The 19042-nt window shown below is 42.0% G+C and carries 21 protein-coding genes; 14 read left to right on the top strand and 7 right to left on the bottom strand.

The genetic code is table 11. The features are described from left to right. Positions 1–70 precede the first annotated feature (70 nt). On the top strand, positions 71–898 hold the full coding sequence (locus BM095_RS13975) for a pirin family protein (protein ID WP_091663155.1): 828 nt from the start codon (positions 71–73) through the stop codon (positions 896–898). A 78-nt stretch (positions 899–976) separates the two neighbouring features. Here the strand turns inward: BM095_RS13975 and BM095_RS13970 are convergent, their stop codons facing one another. Both BM095_RS13970 and BM095_RS13965 read right to left on the bottom strand, forming a co-directional pair. Beyond that, on the bottom strand, positions 977–2686 hold the full coding sequence (locus BM095_RS13970) for a GMC family oxidoreductase N-terminal domain-containing protein (RefSeq protein WP_091663153.1): 1710 nt from the start codon (positions 2684–2686) through the stop codon (positions 977–979). Then, complete coding sequence (locus tag BM095_RS13965; RefSeq protein ID WP_091663149.1) at positions 2683–3420, bottom strand: hypothetical protein; 738 nt, start codon at positions 3418–3420, stop codon at positions 2683–2685. The genes BM095_RS13970 and BM095_RS13965 overlap by 4 nt, the downstream gene beginning before the upstream one ends. 143 nt (positions 3421–3563) lie before the next feature. Between BM095_RS13965 and BM095_RS13960 the strand changes: the two genes are divergently transcribed. From BM095_RS13960 to BM095_RS13950, 3 genes are all read left to right on the top strand, one after another. Then, on the top strand, positions 3564–4040 hold the full coding sequence (locus BM095_RS13960) for a CBO0543 family protein (RefSeq protein WP_091663146.1): 477 nt from the start codon (positions 3564–3566) through the stop codon (positions 4038–4040). A 217-nt stretch (positions 4041–4257) separates the two neighbouring features. After that, positions 4258–5778: an FAD-dependent oxidoreductase gene (locus tag BM095_RS13955; protein WP_091663144.1), complete on the top strand. Its 1521-nt coding sequence runs from the start codon at positions 4258–4260 to the stop codon at positions 5776–5778. Between the two features lie 337 nt (positions 5779–6115). Then, positions 6116–8140 carry a catalase gene (locus tag BM095_RS13950; protein WP_091663141.1) on the top strand — a complete coding sequence of 675 codons (2025 nt, stop codon included), beginning with the start codon at positions 6116–6118 and terminating at the stop codon, positions 8138–8140. 69 nt (positions 8141–8209) lie between these two features. Here BM095_RS13950 and BM095_RS13945 read toward each other — a convergent pair whose 3' ends face one another. Next, complete coding sequence (locus tag BM095_RS13945) at positions 8210–9010, bottom strand: cytochrome c oxidase assembly protein (protein ID WP_245757923.1); 801 nt, start codon at positions 9008–9010, stop codon at positions 8210–8212. A 14-nt stretch (positions 9011–9024) separates the two neighbouring features. After that, the gene (locus BM095_RS13940; RefSeq protein WP_091663138.1) at positions 9025–9495 is read right to left on the bottom strand and encodes a DUF2243 domain-containing protein; all 471 of its coding nucleotides are present in this window, start codon (positions 9493–9495) and stop codon (positions 9025–9027) included. 187 nt (positions 9496–9682) lie between these two features. On the opposite strand from BM095_RS13940, the gene BM095_RS13935 reads away from it, so the two are divergent. The 10 genes from BM095_RS13935 to BM095_RS13890 are packed head-to-tail and all read left to right on the top strand — an operon-like array spanning position 9683 to position 17254. Further along, positions 9683–10036, top strand: a complete 354-nt coding sequence (locus BM095_RS13935; RefSeq protein ID WP_091663135.1) for a DUF192 domain-containing protein — start codon at positions 9683–9685, stop codon at positions 10034–10036. 37 nt (positions 10037–10073) lie between these two features. Further along, positions 10074–10265 carry a Flp family type IVb pilin gene (locus tag BM095_RS13930; RefSeq protein ID WP_407639176.1) on the top strand — a complete coding sequence of 64 codons (192 nt, stop codon included), beginning with the start codon at positions 10074–10076 and terminating at the stop codon, positions 10263–10265. 27 nt (positions 10266–10292) lie between these two features. Next, the gene (locus tag BM095_RS13925) at positions 10293–10775 is read left to right on the top strand and encodes an A24 family peptidase (protein ID WP_091663347.1); all 483 of its coding nucleotides are present in this window, start codon (positions 10293–10295) and stop codon (positions 10773–10775) included. Then, positions 10772–11143 (top strand): TadE/TadG family type IV pilus assembly protein, encoded by a 372-nt coding sequence (locus BM095_RS13920; RefSeq protein WP_091663132.1) that lies wholly within the window; start codon positions 10772–10774, stop codon positions 11141–11143. Before BM095_RS13925 ends, BM095_RS13920 begins: the two co-directional genes overlap by 4 nt. A 7-nt stretch (positions 11144–11150) precedes the next feature. Then, on the top strand, positions 11151–12053 hold the full coding sequence (locus tag BM095_RS13915; protein WP_091663129.1) for a pilus assembly protein TadG-related protein: 903 nt from the start codon (positions 11151–11153) through the stop codon (positions 12051–12053). Between the two features lie 14 nt (positions 12054–12067). Beyond that, positions 12068–13153, top strand: a complete 1086-nt coding sequence (cpaB, locus tag BM095_RS13910; protein ID WP_177194833.1) for a Flp pilus assembly protein CpaB — start codon at positions 12068–12070, stop codon at positions 13151–13153. Positions 13154–13174: 21 nt separating this feature from the next. Next, positions 13175–13957: an AAA family ATPase gene (locus BM095_RS13905; protein WP_091663124.1), complete on the top strand. Its 783-nt coding sequence runs from the start codon at positions 13175–13177 to the stop codon at positions 13955–13957. Between the two features lie 15 nt (positions 13958–13972). Next, entirely contained in the window at positions 13973–15400 is a 1428-nt protein-coding gene (locus BM095_RS13900) for a CpaF family protein (protein ID WP_245757922.1), read from the top strand. Beyond that, entirely contained in the window at positions 15397–16338 is a 942-nt protein-coding gene (locus BM095_RS13895) for a type II secretion system F family protein (RefSeq protein ID WP_091663121.1), read from the top strand. Before BM095_RS13900 ends, BM095_RS13895 begins: the two co-directional genes overlap by 4 nt. 4 nt (positions 16339–16342) lie before the next feature. Then, a complete protein-coding gene (locus BM095_RS13890) occupies positions 16343–17254 on the top strand; it encodes a type II secretion system F family protein (RefSeq protein ID WP_091663119.1) in 912 nt (303 codons plus the stop codon). A 413-nt stretch (positions 17255–17667) separates the two neighbouring features. On the opposite strand, the gene BM095_RS13885 is transcribed toward BM095_RS13890, so the two are convergent. From BM095_RS13885 to BM095_RS13875, 3 genes are all read right to left on the bottom strand, one after another. Then, positions 17668–17763: a YjcZ family sporulation protein gene (locus BM095_RS13885; RefSeq protein WP_091663116.1), complete on the bottom strand. Its 96-nt coding sequence runs from the start codon at positions 17761–17763 to the stop codon at positions 17668–17670. A gap of 39 nt (positions 17764–17802) precedes the next feature. Further along, a complete protein-coding gene (locus BM095_RS13880) occupies positions 17803–17898 on the bottom strand; it encodes a YjcZ family sporulation protein (RefSeq protein WP_091663113.1) in 96 nt (31 codons plus the stop codon). A gap of 139 nt (positions 17899–18037) precedes the next feature. After that, positions 18038–18871 (bottom strand): YitT family protein, encoded by an 834-nt coding sequence (locus BM095_RS13875; RefSeq protein ID WP_091663110.1) that lies wholly within the window; start codon positions 18869–18871, stop codon positions 18038–18040. Positions 18872–19042 lie beyond the last annotated feature (171 nt).

Genomic DNA, 19042 nt, shown 5'->3' with positions numbered 1-19042 from the left:
GTTTATGTTTCCCGGTCTGCAGGTATCATACATTATAAAGCTCTATTGATATACTAGAGGAGGACGAAGGATGAGTCAGCAAAGAGGTATTCGCCGTGTAAAAGAAGTGTCGTTTCAAGAAAACTCACCGACCCATAAAGCGGGTCTGCTTATTGAACCAGGAAATTGGGAAGAATCAGACCCGTTTTTGTTAATGGCAGAGGATTATTTCCAGAGAGGAACATTTGGGATGCATCCTCACCGTGGAATAGAAACCGTCACATATGTAATAGACGGCAGACTGGAGCACACCGACAATAAGTCTCAAGGCGGTGAGTTGTATCCAGGTGATGTCCAATGGATGACAGCAGGGAAAGGAATCATACATGCGGAAGAACCTGCGTTAGGTGACACGGTACATTCTCTTCAATTGTGGGTCAATTTGCCAAGTGATAAAAAAATGACAGAACCCCGATACCAGGATCTGCAGCAGAATGACATGCCAGTCCGGTATGAAAACGGGGCTGAAATTCGCGTGTTTTCAGGACAATCAGGGACCGTTTCTTCGGATACGAAAAATCATGTTCCTATTACTATGCTTGATATCAAAATAGAGACAGGAAATACGTTTATACAAGAACTGCCTGGCAGCTATAATGGCTTTCTATACATTCTTGAAGGGGAAGGAATGTTTGGAAAAGAGCAAACACCAGGGAAAAAAGGACAAGTATTATGGCTGGGAGAAGGAGGCACAGAAACATCGAGCATCGAAATGAGAGCCTTAGAAACACTGAAAGTGGTGTTGTATGCCGGAGAACCTGTGAGAGAACCGGTGGTAGCACGTGGACCATTCGTCATGAATACGGAGGAAGAGGTGAAGCAAGCATACAGAGACTACCGAGAAGGTAAATTTTCATAAATCAGCAATACAGGCTGTTCTGATTTTTCGAGAGTCAGGACAGCCTGATATATTTTCTTTTGCTCCTGTGGAAATTGGTTAGCTAAAATATTTTTTAGCTACTATTTCAGACATCCGGGTGGTAAGGGCTTGTGTAGTGAGAGTTGGGTTTGGACCGCCGATGCCGTTGTAATGAGCGCTGTTATCTGCAATGAAAAGTTTTTTTACTTGATAGGCTTCGCAATTGTGGTCCACCACGTAACCCATTCTCATGGTGGATTCAATATGAGCAAATAGATGTGCAGGCCAGTTCGTACGAATGATTTTTTTTGCCCCTGCTTTTCTTAAAATATCGGCAGAGATATGAACGAGTTTGTCTCTTTTCTTTTTATCTTCTTTACTAGCTGTATATTGAACGAGGGGAATCGGTCCATGTTCATCTGTTAGTGATGAATCAAGTCGCACACCATTTCGTTTGTGCGGCTGATCATCGGTTAGCACCATTATGCTGAGCGTATTAGGATAATGATCCATCCATTCTTTTAGCTCATTACCCGTTACTCTACCTTCTTGTTCCCAGAGGATATCGTCTGAGGTGCTGCGCACGGCATGATGACCGCTGTCCGTAAAACCGAAAGTAAGCGATGCAAACAAGCCTGGGCTGACGCCGGAAGGTTGAATGCAGCCGAGACCAGGATAGTCGAAGCGGCCTCCTGAAGTAGGACCGACAAATGGATTAACATGTGGCTGTCCTAATATGTTCATAAGATCTTTTTCATGAAAAACTCCTGTCACCCAATCCCAGTAATGATTTGTTAATCCTTTGCCAACCCAATCGTTTTTGGGGAGGTTAGAATTTAACCATAACCGTGGTGTCTCAATGCTGCCAGCTGCCATGACAATCACACGCGCGTATAATTCTTCTCGTTCTCCCGTCCAAGTATCGCGAACTTCGACTCCTGTGGCTTGGACTTCTTTTCCAGGAAGTTCTTCCGTAAGAACTTTTGTTGTGTACGTATTTGGCCGAATACTAACATTGCCTGTTCGTAAGGCAAGAGGTACATAGCTCGCATTGGTGCCGCGTTTTGCTGTTCGTCCTACCTCAGGCCCGTGAGGACAACCGTTCACACAATGGCCGCAAAGAGTACACCCATCCATTTTGGATAATTCCTCATTTGTCACAGAAGTGTCCAGCAAATGTTCATTCGGTTGTTTGATGGCATTTGGTTGAGGCCTGTAGCCAGGACGATCTGGATTTAATGTGTCAATAAATGACCACCCTGCCCGTTTGGCCCCAAAATAAAATAGTTCTTCTTTTGGTGTCGTTGGCGCTGGATGAACGGGTAACGTGTCTTCTACTTTTTCATAATAGGGAAGAAGTTCTTTATAAGAGATAGGCCAGACGCCATCGATGGATTGAGAATATCCTCGTGGAGAATTAGCCCAGTAATGTTGAGTTGTACCACCGACACCAGTCGCCTGCCACAGCAGTCCATTCTTAGGAACATTCCGATGCCAAGGAGGCCTTCTTCGATCAGCCGGACCCCAGCGTAATCGCCCAAACTCATACTCATTCATCGTTTTCTCATCTTTTGTAAATTGTTTTCTTAACAGTTCAATACTTAAGTCCTCGACATTGTTGCTGCTTTTTGCACCGCGTTCTTGATTTGGATATTCCCACTTTTTATTCCCATACCACGGTCCGGCTTCCAAAACTAGAACTTTTAAACCTAACTCTCCTAACTCTTTTGCTGCTACGGCACCTCCTCCACCAGCACCGATGATTATGACATCTGCATCTGTCTTCATTGTGATTCACCGCCTTCCTGAAAGCTTTTCACAAGGTAGCCACGAAAAGCCCGATACGCATAAGAGGGGCCGGGATATTTTGTTTGGTTCCACACAATTTCTTTTCTTTCTACACGTCTGTCTTCCGGATTTGCAAGTCTGGTCGCTCCATAAGAAAACCAATCGGAATAATAACCAAACAGGACCATTTGATGAAGTGCTGAAACAATGTTTTTCACAAGGCCTGAATTGTTTCGAAAAGGAGCAGGCATATGTTCTAGATCAACTTTGTCTTGTTCTAATAAGTCAATCGCCCAGATCCGATCAGTGGGAGCTAAACTAGAAAACGGACCTCCAAGTGGATAAGTCGTCAAGTCAAGAGGTGAGTTGGCGCGTCCTTCCGCCAGCAATTGCAGGGCTGCTACGTCTAACAATTGAGATACAGGGATCGATAATGGCAGACGTTCTACTCCCCAATCCACCTCTAAGGAGACGTAATGATCAAGGGACCAGATCACATATTCGTCCAATCGCAAATCCAAAGCACCGAGAGTGGAGGGGATGATCGCATCGACGAATGCCATAAAAGTTGCACTCGTTCGTTCTTTTTGCTGAGAACTATCTTGCTGCAGCCACTGAGCAGGTAAAGGAACAGGTGGAATAGAACCCGAAGATGAAAAAAAGTTAGACCACTTCTCTTTTAATGGGGTCTTCCCTTCTGCCGGCTGAGAACGGTTGAAAGATTTATTGTACACGAGTGCAGCTCCTTTCCATGTTGAAGGCTTCCTTTTCTTATCATTGAAAACTATTTCAATAATTATGCATGCTTAAAACAGAGCTGGTTCATAATAAACAGCAATAGAGAGTATGAGAAAAGCTTCAACAGGGAGGCAGCTTCATGAACGATCGTTCTATATTACGATTTATTACGGTTATATCTCTTAGTGGGTTAGCCTTATTATTTAAAAAAGGATCTGTGAAAGATTGGTTTTTAGTCTTTTTGTTTAAGTCGTTACTTTCTACTTTTTTAGACATACCCGTCACAGAGAAAAGGCTTGTAAAGTACCCAGTTCGTTATTTTCCAAAGTATTTTAAAACCAATATCGTTTTTGATTATATTTTATTTCCATTGACTTGTGTGATTTATAGTCAAATCACTTATAAATGGAAGCCGATACAAGCAATCTTAGGAGTATTCCTATTAAGTGTTCCTATGACGGTAGCGGAAGAGATTTTAAACAAAAAAACAAATTTAATTCAGTACGGCAAGAAGTGGAACTGGACAAATTCTTTTTCTTATTTAACAGCTACATTTTTAGCTTCTCGTTTTTTTATTACAGGAATTCGCTTTATATCCGAAAGAAGAGAGCGTTGATCTTTTACCTCGTTGAAGAAGCGAGGTTTTTTTGTGTTTCGGAGACTAATATTAATTTCTCTCGACTTATGAATGTTTACACCCTTGCTTTAAAGATGCTGCAGGAGGTTTAGCAATTGTTTATAGGCATTTTGCTTACAAAAAGAAAGGTTTTTGTTTCTTAGGAGAGAGGGAACAAAGTCAGTAGGTAAATACAATTGAAGGAGGTACTTCATTGATGAAACATCCCATTCCTGAAGAATCTTTGTCCTATTGGCTTGATACGACAGAACTGCCGAGATACTCCCCTCTCCTAGAAAACAAAGAGACAGACGTTGTCGTCGTAGGTGGAGGGATCGCTGGAATAACAACTGCTTATTTAATCAGTCAGCGAGGAATTAAAGTAACCTTAATCGAAGGCGATCGTATTTTACACGGGACTACCGGGTATACGACGGCTAAGCTCACCGCACAGCACGACCTCATTTATGATCGGCTTATAAAGAAAGTAGGGAAAGAAAATGCTAAACTGTACTATGCCTCTAACATAGCGGCGAAACGTTTTGTGGAAAAGACGATTTCAGAAAAAAGAATTCCATCAAACCTTCGAAAAGAAAGGGCTTATATTTATGCTGAAACGGAAAAGACACTTAAAAAAATAGAGAAAGAGTGGGAAGCCTACAACAAGCTGGGGATCGATAAATGTGCATTCCAAGAAGATATAGCCTTAGACATGAGGACCAAAGGGGCTATTGTGATGGAAGATCAGGCACAGTTCCACCCGTTGCCTTATCTAAAACGATTGACAGAGGAAATTGTGAACCATGGTGGTACTATTTATGAGGATACGAGAGCGGTCGATTTACAAAAAGGCAATAGGGTAACGATCAAAACAGATAAAGGGCATACGATCACTAGCAAATATACGGCAATATGTACACACTATCCTTTCTATGATAAGGATGGATCGTACTATGCGAAATTAGAACCATCACGTTCTTACACTCTAGCCATAAAACCGGATAAAAAATATCCAGGCGGCATGTATTTGAGTGCTGATCATCCAAAACGCTCATTTCGTGCTGCCGAGGATGACCTTATTTTAGTCGGAGGGGAAGGTCATCCAACTGGTAAAGTAAGTGATACATTCCAACACTATGAAGCGCTTCGTGACTTTTCAGAAGAAGTGTTCGGTGTCACAGCGATCCCTTATCGATGGTCATCCCAAGATTCTAATACGCTTGATGACATTCCGTATATCGGACGATTGACGAGTAAAGATGACAACGTCTATATCGCCACAGGTTTTAAAAAGTGGGGAATGACTAGTGGTACAGCGGCAGGTCTGCTTTTGGCAGATGTTATGACAGGAAGAGAGAATCCAATGGAAGAATTGTTTGATCCAGCTCGTGTAAAAATAAATACAGGTTTTTCGCAATTCCTTAAAAACAACGCATCTGTAGCGAAGTCTTTTGCTTCTGGAAAAACGAAAGGTAAGAAACAATCAACGAAAGAGATTTCAATAGACGAAGGAAGGATACTGGAAACAGAGAATGGACGAGAAGGAGTATACAAAGACATTCACGGGAAAGTCTACAGAGTCAGTACGACATGTACCCATATGGGGTGCGATGTGGAGTGGAACAACAGTGAAAGAACATGGGACTGTCCTTGTCACGGGTCACGTTTTACCTACGACGGCAGTGTGATAGAAGGACCAGCAGTGAAGCCATTGGAATCTTATCCATCTAAAGATTAACAGCGCATACAGCCTTGAGGAGGAATTTATCCCTTCTTGAGGTTTTTTATCTTTTTAGGCGAGAAGACTTCCACTTCCTACGAAGTGTAAAGTGGGAGATGAATCGCCTGTAAGTGGCACACTTTCCATTGTGCCTCATGGAAAGCTTCCTTTCTTTAAAAGGGCCATAACGCTTAAAAACAAGTCAAAACAATTACCTGTCATGCGATTTTTCTGAAAGAAATATAATTGCTTCATCACCCCATGTTATTTGAGCGAGCCAAAAAAGCAAAAAATGTTTTGTCATATATGGGAATGGGTAGAGGGGGAATGATATGAATGGTAGAGGAGGCACAATATGGCAGAACATAAGAATAAAAAAGAAGAACAACTGGACCAGTTTAAGGCAAAAGATGAAGGGCAAGAGATGACAACTAATCAAGGCTTGAAAGTATCTAATGATGAGTTCTCTTTGAAGGCTGGAGAACGCGGGCCTACTATAATGGAAGATTTTTATTTCCGTGAAAAAATGACCCATTTTGACCACGAACGTATTCCTGAACGTGTTGTTCATGCTAGAGGGTTTGCAGCCCATGGAGAATTTGAAACTTACGAATCCATGAAAGAATTTACGAAAGCGGATTTTCTATCGGAAGCTGGTAAGAAAACTCCAGTGTTCGTCAGATTCTCCACCGTAGTAGGTTCAAGAGGGTCAGGTGACTTAGCACGAGATGTACGTGGGTTTGCTACAAAGTTTTATACCGACGAAGGAAACTATGACTTAGTTGGTAATAACATTCCTGTATTTTTTATACAAGATGCCATAAAGTTTCCTGATCTTGTTCATGCGTTAAAGCCGGAACCACGCAGTGAAATTCCACAAGCTGCTTCCGCGCATGATACGTTTTGGGATTTTGTAGCAAATAATCATGAAACAGCTCATATGGTCATGTGGCAAATGTCCGGACGTGCTATTCCGCGCAGCTACCGGATGATGGAAGGGTTTGGTGTAAATACATTTCGTTTTGTGAATGAAGAAGGGCAAGCTCATTTTGTGAAATTTCATTGGAAGCCTGCATTAGGTGTTCATTCGGTAGTATGGGATGAAGCGCAAAAAATAAATGGAAAAAATACAGATTTTCATCGACAGGATGCGTTTGAAGCTATTGAGAATGGGAATTTTCCGGAATATGAACTCGGGGTACAATTGATCAAAGAAGAGGACGAATATAAGTTTGATTTTGATATATTGGATCCAACCAAAATATGGCCCGAGGAAGAGGTTCCCGTCAAAATTATCGGGAAAATGACGTTACAGCGAAATGTCGACAATTTTTTTGCTGAAACAGAACAAGTTGCCTTTCATCCTGGTCATGTCGTTCCAGGGGTTGATTTCACAAATGACCCACTACTGCAAGGACGTCTGTTTTCCTATACAGATACCCAGCTTATACGCCTGGGAGGCCCTAACTTTCATGAACTCCCAATTAATCGTCCAGTCTGCCCTTTCCATAATAACCAGCGGGACGGATATGGTCGACAAACGATAAATATCGGGAAAGCCACCTATCATAAAAACTCGCTTTCAAATAATACGCCAACCCCAGTGAGTGAGAAAGACGGAGGATACAAGCATTACTCCGAAAAAGTGGAAGGCCAAAAGGTTCGAGCGAGAAGTGATAGCTTCCAAGATCACTATTCACAGGCCGTTCTATTTTGGAATAGTATGTCTTCCGCTGAAAAAGAACATATTATATCTGCCTTCAGTTTTGAACTCGGTAAATGCAAAGAGATCAGTGTGCGTCAACAAGTAGTCGATATGTTCGCCAATGTTAATCTGAAGATGGCACAAGAGATTGCTCGTAACATAGGCGTAAAAGAACCAATGGAAGGTGGATCATCTGTAACGAGCTCTTCTCCTGCAGTTAGTCAAGCAAATACAGTGTTTAAAGCAAATACGAGAAAGATTGCCGTGCTGGTTGCTGAAGGATTCCACGCCAAAGTAAAGAACATGGTGGAGGCCATGAAAGAGAAAGGAATGGAGCCTGAAATCATCAGTACGCATCAAGGTACCATTGAAGGACAGGAAGGAGTCCAAATGGAGGCGGCAGAAACATTTATGACCACCGAGTCAGTCCTTTTTGATGCTGTGTACGCAGTAGGTGGAGAAAAAGCAGACAATGACTACGACAAGCATACGTCTTATTTTGTACAGGAAGCTTTTTCACACTTCAAGCCGATTGGAGCTTCATTCGGTGGAAAGAGAGTATTAGAGAATCTTTCTTTGTCAAATGAAAAAGGAGTAATTATAGACGACGAGGAAGATAATTTTATTAAGTCGTTTACAGATGCAGTGGCAGCACACCGCATTTGGGATAGATAGGGGAAACCCCCTATCTCTTTTTTATAATGGAGTAAGGGAGACTCTTTGAGAGTTTTAAAACAAAAAAAATCAACTTGTTTGACTCTCTGAGAGAGTGGTACGAGGGCGGGACGCTTGATACCAATGAAGACAGAGAAGAAAGATGATGACAAGATCGATCGCATCCCCCCCGTAGTACATAATCTTTGCTCCCGCTTCGGCTTGTTCGGTTGGTACCCCCTCTGGAGGATAAGCATACAAAGATTTAGAGAGAATTTGATGAGCTCCCAGCGCGAAGACAATTACGATAGCTCGGTACAAGAAACTATAACGATGTGGAGCAGGATCAATATAAATCATGGCAGCCGTAAATACGTAACCCGCGAGAATGATATGCAGATGGATAAGTACATAAAGCCATGTATAATGATGCATCCATTGAAATAACGGAGTTGTATAAAGAAGCCACAACCCTCCAATATTTAAAATCGAAGCCGTGATCGGGTGTGTGACGAAGGAAAAAGGTCGCTGTCTCATGACCTTGGTCAACTTTCTTGCCATCGTAACAGGGAGAGCTCTCAACACGAGTGTCATCGGAGCTGCTAAAACAAGAAGCAAAGGTGCCAGCATACCTAGCAGCAAATGTCCCATCATATGAAAACGAAAATCGAAATGAGCCATAGTTGCGAGCGGTCCAACCATAACAAGAAGCGCCATCAAGACACCGAAAATCCAAAAGGCAGTCCGGTACAAAGGCCAGCGATGAAGGTGTAGTTTCTTATTCGAAATGAAAACAGCGAAAATGTAAAAACCAATCGCTAGACAAGAGATAGAAATAAAAAGAATATCCCACAAAGGGGAGGTTAGGATGGAGGAGTGATCATGTCCCAATGCAAATAGCCTCCTTACGAACGTTTTGCCCGGTGTACCATGATCCAGCCAATCACAATCATCAATACAGCTGTCACATTCCAAATTACATCATACACCAACACATTTTCTACATAGCGTATTTGGTGGATCCTCATCAATTTATGATGAATGATTCCATCATAGAGCTGAAAAACACCTCCACCAATGAATACTGCTCCCCACCAGAAAGACCATTGCAACGCTTGGCGTCGTCGTAAATCCGCAAGCATAAATAAACCACCAATGGTCGCAAACCAGCTAAAAGCATGAAAAAGTCCATCCGACACAATTCCAATGTGAAGCGTAGAACGGTCATAAAAATGATGCCATTGCAGCAATTGATGAAAGACCATTTCATCCACAAAAGCAACAAGGCCTAGACCGAATAGAAACCCAGACCAAAAATGACGTTTCGACAAGACAACGGTGGACGTTCTGTTATTGACTTCCACAGATGTTGCCATGTTTCATTCCTCCTTTCGTGGGCTTTGGTTTTAGTATTCCATGTTTTCACTGTGTGAAAACCGAAAAAAGCAAAATAAAGCAAAATAAGAAAGAGAAAGATAAAATTTTCAATTTTTGGGTTAAATTTGCTGGAAAGAGGGAAATACCACAAACACCCAGGCCCGGTGATACAGGAGGAGACAGAGGATGCAATTGGTTATACGTGAAACACGGGAGGTTGTAGCAAGCGAAGTCAAAGAAGCATACACGTTTGCCAAACGGTTAAAAGGTTTAATGTTCACCGGTAGATTACCAGAATGGACCGCAATTCATTTAGCTCCTTGTACCTCCGTTCATACTTTTTTCATGAAGTATGCCATTGATGTTGTTCATATGGATGATCAATCAATGGTAACGGGTGTGGAAACAGGTTTAAAACCTGGGAAACTAGGAAAAAAGTTCCGTGGGACTCATTCGATAGTCGAGTTGCCGGCCGGTACAGCCGCGAAGACGACGCTAGTACCAGGACAAATTCTCGTTTTCGAAAAAGGTGAAATATAAAAGCAATAAGCTGCACCTTAGAAAGGAGAGAAACACTATGGATATGATGATGGAAAAACTAAAGGGGATTATTACCGAAGAAGAAGGGCAAGGGATGACAGAGTATGGACTTATTTTAGGACTAATTGTTGTAGGGGTTATTGGAGCCCTTATATTCTTAGGCGATGAGATAGCAGGTTTCTTTGATCAGATCCAGCAAGCTTTATCTGGAGAGACAGGAGGGGAATAAAAATTGAATTAACGAGGGGTGGGGGAGATGAATACAATTGTATTAATTATTCTACTAACGATATCCGTCGTAACAGATATTAAAACGGGAAAAATTTATAACAAAATCCTGTTCCCAGCCGCTATATTTGGATTTATCTATCATATTGCTACCGCCGGCTGGGAAGGGCTTTGGCAATCTTTTCTCGGCCTCTTGCTTGGATTAGGACTTCTGTTTATTCCTTATATGCTTGGTGGTATGGGCGCGGGAGATGTGAAATTATTAGCAGCGGTCGGAGCGCTGACAGGACCTGCATTTGTCTTTCAGACGTTTGTATTTACAGCTTTGATAGGAGCAGTGATGGCAGCTGGTATTATTCTTTATCGTCGAGGCGCCACCAAGATGATGACAGGGTTTCTTAGTGGCGGGTCGATAGTAGGAAGAGAAAAAAAGACAACCTTTCCATATGGTGTTGCCATAGCTGCCGGGGCAGTAATTAGCTTATTTACCGAAGGAGTGCTGTTCTTGTGAGAAAAAGAGAGGACGGTCAGTCACTCGTAGAATTTGCACTCGTTCTACCGTTAATTTTACTGTTAATTGTTGGCATCGTTGATTTTGGAAGAGTGCTTTATACACAGCAGCAACTTGAGCTTATCACACAAGAAGCGGTCAGACTCGGTGGATTTGGAGAGAGCGATACGACCATTCGTACATACATAAGAGAGCATTTTAATGCAGGGGATTCCTCGGCATTAACGATTACCATTACCCCTTCGAGAAGGGATCCAGGAGACTACATTACGGTGCACGTCGCTTACCCAGCTGACTTACTTACGTTACTAGGGGAATATTCCATTCCATACACGATTGAAACGAGCTCGACCATTCGGGTGGAGTGAATGAAAAATGAGACGACAAAAATGGAAATTACACAGAGAAGAACGAGGAAACGCGATCATCTTGATGGCGTTCGCTCTCATGATAGCAATTACTTTTTTAGGTGTGGTCATAGATGGAGGCCATTTATATGTGACGAAAAGTCACTTGCAGAAGACGGCTAACGCAGCAGCTCTTTCAGGTTCACAAGAATTGACACACTCAGAAGGTGATGTAAGAGAAGTGGTCAATGAAGTGCTCGAAGCTCACGAAGAAATAGGAAGCCTTGGCGAATTACAAATTACGATGGAAGAATCTTTGACAGTCAACCTTGAAAAAAATGTTCCTCTGTTTTTCTCCAGTCTGTTCGGAATAGAAATGGTGGACGTTCGTTCAGACGCGACCGCAGAATTAGGAGTAATCAGTGAAACAACGGGAGCTGTCCCGTTTGGTATTCGAGAGACGACAACATTAAATTATGGAGAAACATATAGCTTGAAAGTAGATTCTGGCGATGCTACAGGAGGTAACTTCGGTATTCTGGCACTAGAAGGACCAGGAGCAAGAGTTTACGAAGAGACACTGCGGGAGGGCTTTCAAGAAACATTGCGTGTCGGAGATGTTGTCCGAACACAAACGGGTAATATTTCAGGACCAACAAGAGATGGTGTGAATTATCGAATGAATGATAATTGTGGGATGTATGATAGAGACTGTGACAGAATCGTTACTGTTGTAGTCTTTCGTCCAATTGGAAATCAGACAAATTATCGGGAAGTAGAAGTGAGAGGATTTGCGTACTTTTATCTCCTAGAACAAATGGACAGAAAGGATGATTCTGTAAGGGGGAAATTTATTAAATGGGTAGGCTCTGGGGCGGTCACTGGCGGCGCGGCAGATCGTGGAGCGTATTCGGCGAGATTAACCTATTAAGGGGTGGGGGAACGATGAGACCAAAGAAATTAGTGATATATGCAGGAATCGCCGGTTTATTGACCACACTTCTCTTTTTCTTCTTTATTAACCGGTTTGGTCCTGCCGAGCCAACAGAAACAGAGGTAGAGGAACCAACGATAGAAGTCATTGTCGCTGCAGAACCGATAGAAGAAAATGCAGAGTTCACGGAAGAGCTAATAGAAGTAAGAGAATTACCTGAATCGCAAGTTCATCCCAATGCCGTGCAAGATTTAGAGGCAGTGATCGGACAATTTACGTCTTCCTACATAGCACAAGAAGAGGTCATTCTCGATCATCATATAAGACGGGAAGAAGAATCTTCCTTTATATCAGAGCGGATTAATGAAGGGATGAGAGCAGTTTCGATTGGAGTGGATTATGTTCGCTCTGTTTCAAACTTAATCGAACCTGGTGATTATGTCGACGTCATTTTAAGCAGGCCTTCTGAAATTGACCCTGATCTGTATACGAGTGAGCTGCTTTTAAGCGGTGTACCGATCTTATCAGTTGGAGAAAGAATGACAGAAACCGTCACGAACGAAGAGGGAGAAGAAGTCACAGAAGAGTATCAGTCCGTAACACTTGAATTAACAATTGATCAAGCAGTAACTGTTGTTAATAGCAGTGAAACTGGGAACTTACAGCTTGCCTTACATAGTAAACGGGATATAGACGAAGAGGAGAACCATATTCCAGAAATTCCGGAAGATCCGATTATGGATTCATATTTGACACCTTCTCCGGAAGAAGAAAATAATTCTTCAGAAGATAATGACGTCCCAGAAGAAAATTCAACGGAAGAAACATCGATGGAGGGTTCACCTGATGAAGAGGAGGATAGAGATGAGGCAAACACTTCCCTCTATTTTGTTCCATACACGTATAGGGCAAATATTCGCGAGAATCCGAGCTTGAATGCAACCATTATGAGCGTAGTAGATGGAGGGACCCCATTATATTACACAAATGAAATGGAAAAAGATGAAGACGACAGATCATGGCTCCACGTGGAATATGGAAATGGCAATCGGGGCTGGATTAGCAGCCGAATTATCGAGTTAGAGGAGCCATTGTAAGAATAAGAAAGGAGGGAGAGGATGCCAGGTGAATTAATAGCCGTTTGTAGTGCCACAGGGGGAACGGGGCGTACGATGATAACGGTCAATATAAGTGTGATATTAGCCTCGCGAGGCAACAAGGTAGCGGCTTTAGATGGTGATTTACAGTTTGGAGATTTATGTATGGCTATGGACGTTGTTCCTGCGAATACCATTACTGATGTGGTAACAAGAGATGACGGCAAAAATGTCTCTGATTTCTATGAAAGACATGTAAGCGGAGTGGAGATATTAGCAGCACCGGAAAGACCGGAAGAAGCCGATTATATTACGGAAAACGATTTATCTAGTATTTTAAATGAAATGAAGGCTAATAGTGATTATGTGCTCGTCGACACGATGCCAGGCTTTAGCGAACGGAGTTTGTCGATTATGGAACTCTCTGATCAGCTTCTCATCGTAACATCAAACGGTATGGCTGCATTGAAAAACACGAAATTAATGCTCGAAACATTAGAAAAACTTAACATGAAAAGTAAAGCAAGTATCATAGTAAATCGTTCAACTTCGCTAGGCAGTATACGAGCGAATGAATTGAATGAAATGCTTGATACAAACCAACTATTCTATTTATCCAATGACTATAAGCACGTTTCTTACTCGTTAGAGACTGGCATCCCGTTTGTTACAGAGCGGCCAAAGCTGGAAATATCAAAAGCTATGTTTCATATGGTCGATACCCTCTTTCCATATGAGCAGAAATATCGAACAAATACAAGGAAAAGATTGCTTCAAAAAACGCTGCGTCCCTGGAAAAAATAGAGAGGAGGGAATTCATTGGGGTTACTAGATAGAATACAATCAGCAAAGTCATCAGGTCGATCTCATGAAAATCCTCAATCGGAAGGGGAAATTCCCGAACCCAATCAACAAGAAAGCAAGGGGCAGGAAACCGAAACACCAGTTCATTCTCCTCCTAGAAGTACTCCGACTGCTACTTATTCGGTTTATGAAAATGCGGAAGTGAAAAACTTAGTTTTTAAGTATATCCTTCGGGAACGTAAAGAAGATGAGATAGAGGATATCGTACCCGATTTAGATCCTATCATTGATGAAATTATTAGTGAAAATGAGGATCTCCCTCCAATTCGTAACCGCTCTGCTCTAATAGAAGAAATTACGAATGATTTAACAGGATATGGTCCGATCAATCCGTTACTTCTTGACGAAGATGTATCGGAAGTAATGGTGAACGGTCCGAATCAAGTTTATGTCGAGCGAAAGGGCAGATTGACTCGAACCGATGTTACCTTTCGAGATAACGATCATGTTATGCAAGTTCTCGAGAAAATTGTAGCGCCTCTCGGAAGGCGGATTGATGAAAGTAGTCCTATGGTGGATGCCCGTTTGCGAGATGGATCTCGTGTTAATGCGATTATTCCTCCTCTCGCGTTAGGTGGTCCCACCATAACAATAAGAAAATTTTCTAAAGACCCATTAACAATTGATGATCTCATCCGTTTCGGTTCTTTGACGAAAGAAATGGCTCTTTTTATAGAAGCGTGTGTCCAAGCCCACTTAAATATTTTTGTGAGCGGCGGAACAGGGTCTGGGAAGACTACTACTTTGAATGTGTTGTCTAATTTTATATCTAACGAAGACCGGATTGTTACAATAGAGGACGCCGCGGAACTTCAACTTGGGCAGGAGCATGTTGTGTCATTAGAAACACGTCCACCGAATATTGAGGGAAAAGGCGCAGTTACGATCCGTGATTTAGTAAGAAACTCGCTTCGAATGAGGCCCGATCGTATTGTGATTGGAGAAGTACGAAGCGGGGAAGCGTTAGACATGCTTCAAGCAATGAATACAGGACATGATGGTTCTCTGGCTACCGGGCACGCGAACAGTCCTCGTGATATGATATCACGCTTGGAAACGATGGTTCTCATGGCTGGAATGGAACTGCCTATCAAGGCTATCAGAGAACAAATTGCCGGCGCTCTGCATCTTATTATCCATCAAGCCAGGCTGAGGGATGGTTCTCGCCGGATAACAAATATTACTGAAGTACAAGGACTCGAAGGGGATATCATCGTCTTACAAGACATTTTTACTTTCCGTCAAATGGGAGTGGACAGTAACGGGAAAATTAAAGGAAAACTAGTACCAACCGGTGTCCGTCCAAAATTTTATGATCGTTTTGATCAGGCTGGTATTCATTTACCACCTTCTATTTTTACTGAACAGGAGGATATTGAATGAAGGTATTGTTGGCACTTTCTATCTTTATCACTTTGTTTCTTATTGTGCTGTCCATAGATGCAATGGTCTATAAGTCTAATGAAGATACGAAGATGAAGCGGAGTACGTTTCCAACTTTCACCTTCAAAGATATCATTAAGAATTATAATGAGAAACTTAAATTGCTTCTGATTCGTAATAGAAAGCCATCAAAACGGAATGATCAGTTAAATCAACAAATCGCTCAAGCAGGATTGCCCATTAAACCAGAAGAGTTTGTTGTCTTTCAGCTCTTTTCTCTTCTTATTATGGCAGGTATTTTTTATCTTGTTTTTCAAAGAGTAGGAGCTGCAATAATTGGAGCTGTCATCGGTTACATCATCCCAAAAATATGGCTTCAACGGAAAAGAAATAAGCGAATACAACAGTTTAACGATATGCTTCCTGATATGTTAATTACCATTACTGGATCATTAAGAGCTGGTTATAGCTTTCCACAAGCTTTAAAAATGGTATCAGAAGAGTCTTACTCGCCTATTAAAGAAGAAGTAGAACTTGTACTAAAGGAAATGCAGTACGGAAGCAGCATGGAGGATGCGTTACGGGCTTGGAAAGACAGAATGCCTAGTGAAGATCTTGAGCTGTTAACAGAAGCAATATTAATTCAACGACAGGTAGGAGGGAATTTGGCATATCTTCTGGATAAGATCATTGAAACGACTCGAGAGAGAGAAAAAATAGCTAATCAAGTAAAAACATTGACGGCGCAAGGGAGATTATCAGGAATCATCATTAGCCTGCTTCCCATCGGTCTTGGGATCGTTATATATTTAATGAATCCAGAATATATCTCAACGTTATTCACTCACCCGATCGGACGTTTTATGATAATAGCAGCTGGAATGGGAGCTATTCTCGGTTTTGTGTTTATTCGTAAGATAACAACAATCGAGGTGTGAAAGAATGTTTATTGTGACGATGAGTTTTTTTCTCTTTATTAGTCTCTGCTTTTACATTTTTTTTGCTTACCGATATGACAAACAATACGTCATCCAAAGAAGGATAGATACGTATTTTCATTCTTCCCGGGTTTCCTCAGATGAAATGGAGGAAGACTTCACTTTTTTTCAACGGGTGATCGAGCCGGGATGGAAAAAATTTAAACGAACGTACCAAAGACGGATAAGCCGAGAACGTACATCACAGTTGGAACGAAAATTACAACAGGCTGGTCGACCTTTTAGTTGGAGTTCAGTTGAGTTCCAATTATTCCAGTTTGGTTTACTTATTGGACTTCCGGTCTTAACGGTTGTATTGTCAATATTAGTAGGCCAATCTGTCTTTGTGACTTTTTTCATCACGTTTTGTGCTGCTATCTTTGGACTCTTCATGCCTCGATACTATATAAACATGAAGATCAAAAACAGGGTACATCAAGCTTTAAGAGAATTACCGGATACCCTCGATCTGTTAACGATAAGTTTAGAAGCGGGCCTTGGATTTGACGCAGCGTTAAGTAAGGTAGTGTCGCGCAGACATGGTATTCTTTCCGATGAGTTCCGTGTTTGTCTTGATGAGTTACGATTAGGTCGAACACGAAAAGAAGCACTGCAAGGAATTTCTGAGAGACTCTCTTTTGATGAACTGAATGCTTTTATTTATAATGTGGTCCAAGCGGAGAAGTTAGGCATAGGAATAGTGAGCGTTCTAAAAGTTCAAGCGGAAGATGTGAGAAACAAACGAAGACAACGAGCGGAGGAAGCGGCGATGCAAGCACCGATAAAAATGCTTTTTCCATTAGTTCTATTTATCTTTCCAACGATCTTTATAGTAGTTCTTGGGCCAGCGATTCTTCAATTTATGGAAGCATTTTAAGAAGCGAAAGGAAATGAAGCACGTGCGACAAGATAAGCGCAAGTGCCCTGGCTTGCACAGGACGTGCTGAATTCTGCGCTGGCTTACGCAGGATGCGTTGATTTTTGCGTTAGCTTGTACACGATGTAATGACTTCTGCGTTGCAAACAGGACGTTTGCGTTTTTGGCAAAAGATCATTCAACTGTGGGCCTCCAGAGCGTCTGGGCGCTGGAGCTAGACATCACTCCATGAATGCTTTCTTATCTCTGAACATAAAAGACTGAGCGGGCATCAGTGCCCGTTCAGTCTTTGTCTAGCTTCTGCGCCCGCTCCAAGTTGCTTTATTCAACTGCCAGAAGCCAAAAAGCGGCTGCTGGCAGTTAACTTTCAGCACTTCCCACTCACTAGAAGAGCGCTTATCCTTTTCTTATGATTAACACCAAGCAGCACCTACGATGATTAAAAGAATGAAGAGGACGACAATCAACGCGAATCCTTCCATTCCATAGCCTCCTTTATCGTATCCCACGATAATACCCCCTTTCCTCTTGATGGCTTTGGCAGGTCGTTAATACACCCAAGCCGATCCTACGATAATCAGCAAAATAAACAATACTACGATCAACGCAAAACCGTTATGATATCCATGACCCGTTCCACTCATGGTTGAACACCTCCATCCACATTTGATATTACTCTATGCGAATGAATGGCCAAATGATATGGGCGTTCCCCTACAACTAGGAGAGTTTGGGCACATAACGAAGGAAATTTTCAATTAATAGGGGGAGTCCATTGGACAATCATTTGCCCTTATAGCCGGTACGGAACACTTCATGGACATTATGTATAGTGACATAAGCGCTCGGATCAATGTCTTCAATAATTTTCTTTAATTGAACAATTTCTTGTTTATTTAGGACGATATATAATACCTCTTTGTTCGTATTCGTATAGCCGCCGCGTCCTTCTAAAACGGTAAGTCCCCGGGCCATTTTATTCGTAACGGCTTCGAGTACTTCTTCGGGGGAACTGGAAATAATCATAACAGCTATCCTTTCACTGGCCCCTTCGACGACGATATCAATGACTTTTGCTCCTACATAGACAGCGATAAGCGTGTACATCGCTTTTTCTTGACCGATAATAAAAGCAGAACCGACAATCACACCTATGTCGATAATCAGCATTCCTTTGCCAATACTCCAGCCAAGGTATTGATTGGCAAGCCTGGCAAGAATCGCTGATCCGCCGGATGTTCCACCACTTCTAAAAATCAGACCAAGCCCCAGACCGACAGCAAGACCCGCAAATAAAGCAGCCAAGAGGGTATCATCATTAATATCGGCAGCCCAGTTGACGGTAAGATGTAAGAATAAAGAAGTAAATAAAATAGATACAATCGTGTAATAAATTACACGTTTCGAGAAAAACTTATAACCGGCTCCGAGAAGCACAGCATTGACAATAAAGTTCACAATACCTGGCGACCAGCCAAATAAATAATATGTAACAATGGTAATACCAATCACGCCGCCTTCAGAGAGACGGTTGGGAATAGCGAAGTAATTAATCCCGATTGAAAATATAAATGATCCAATGAGGATCAGTAAGATATCTTTTACTATTCGTTTCATTTTATTTCCTCCTTCCGCTTTATTGTATAGAATTTTCCGTAAAGGAGAAACACCAAACAGGCAATTCATAGAAGAAAGGGGCTGTATCAAAAGGTCATAAAAAATGACCTTTTGACAGCCCTTTTTTCAATTCTGTAAGCTTCGTTGTTAAAGTTAAAATGAAATTCTCCC

Origin of the sequence: Alteribacillus iranensis, assembly GCF_900113025.1 — a bacterium.
Lineage (GTDB): Bacteria > Bacillota > Bacilli > Bacillales > Marinococcaceae > Alteribacillus_A > Alteribacillus_A iranensis.
Note: the sequence above shows the minus strand (reverse complement) of the source record. Positions and strands in the feature narration are given on the sequence as shown.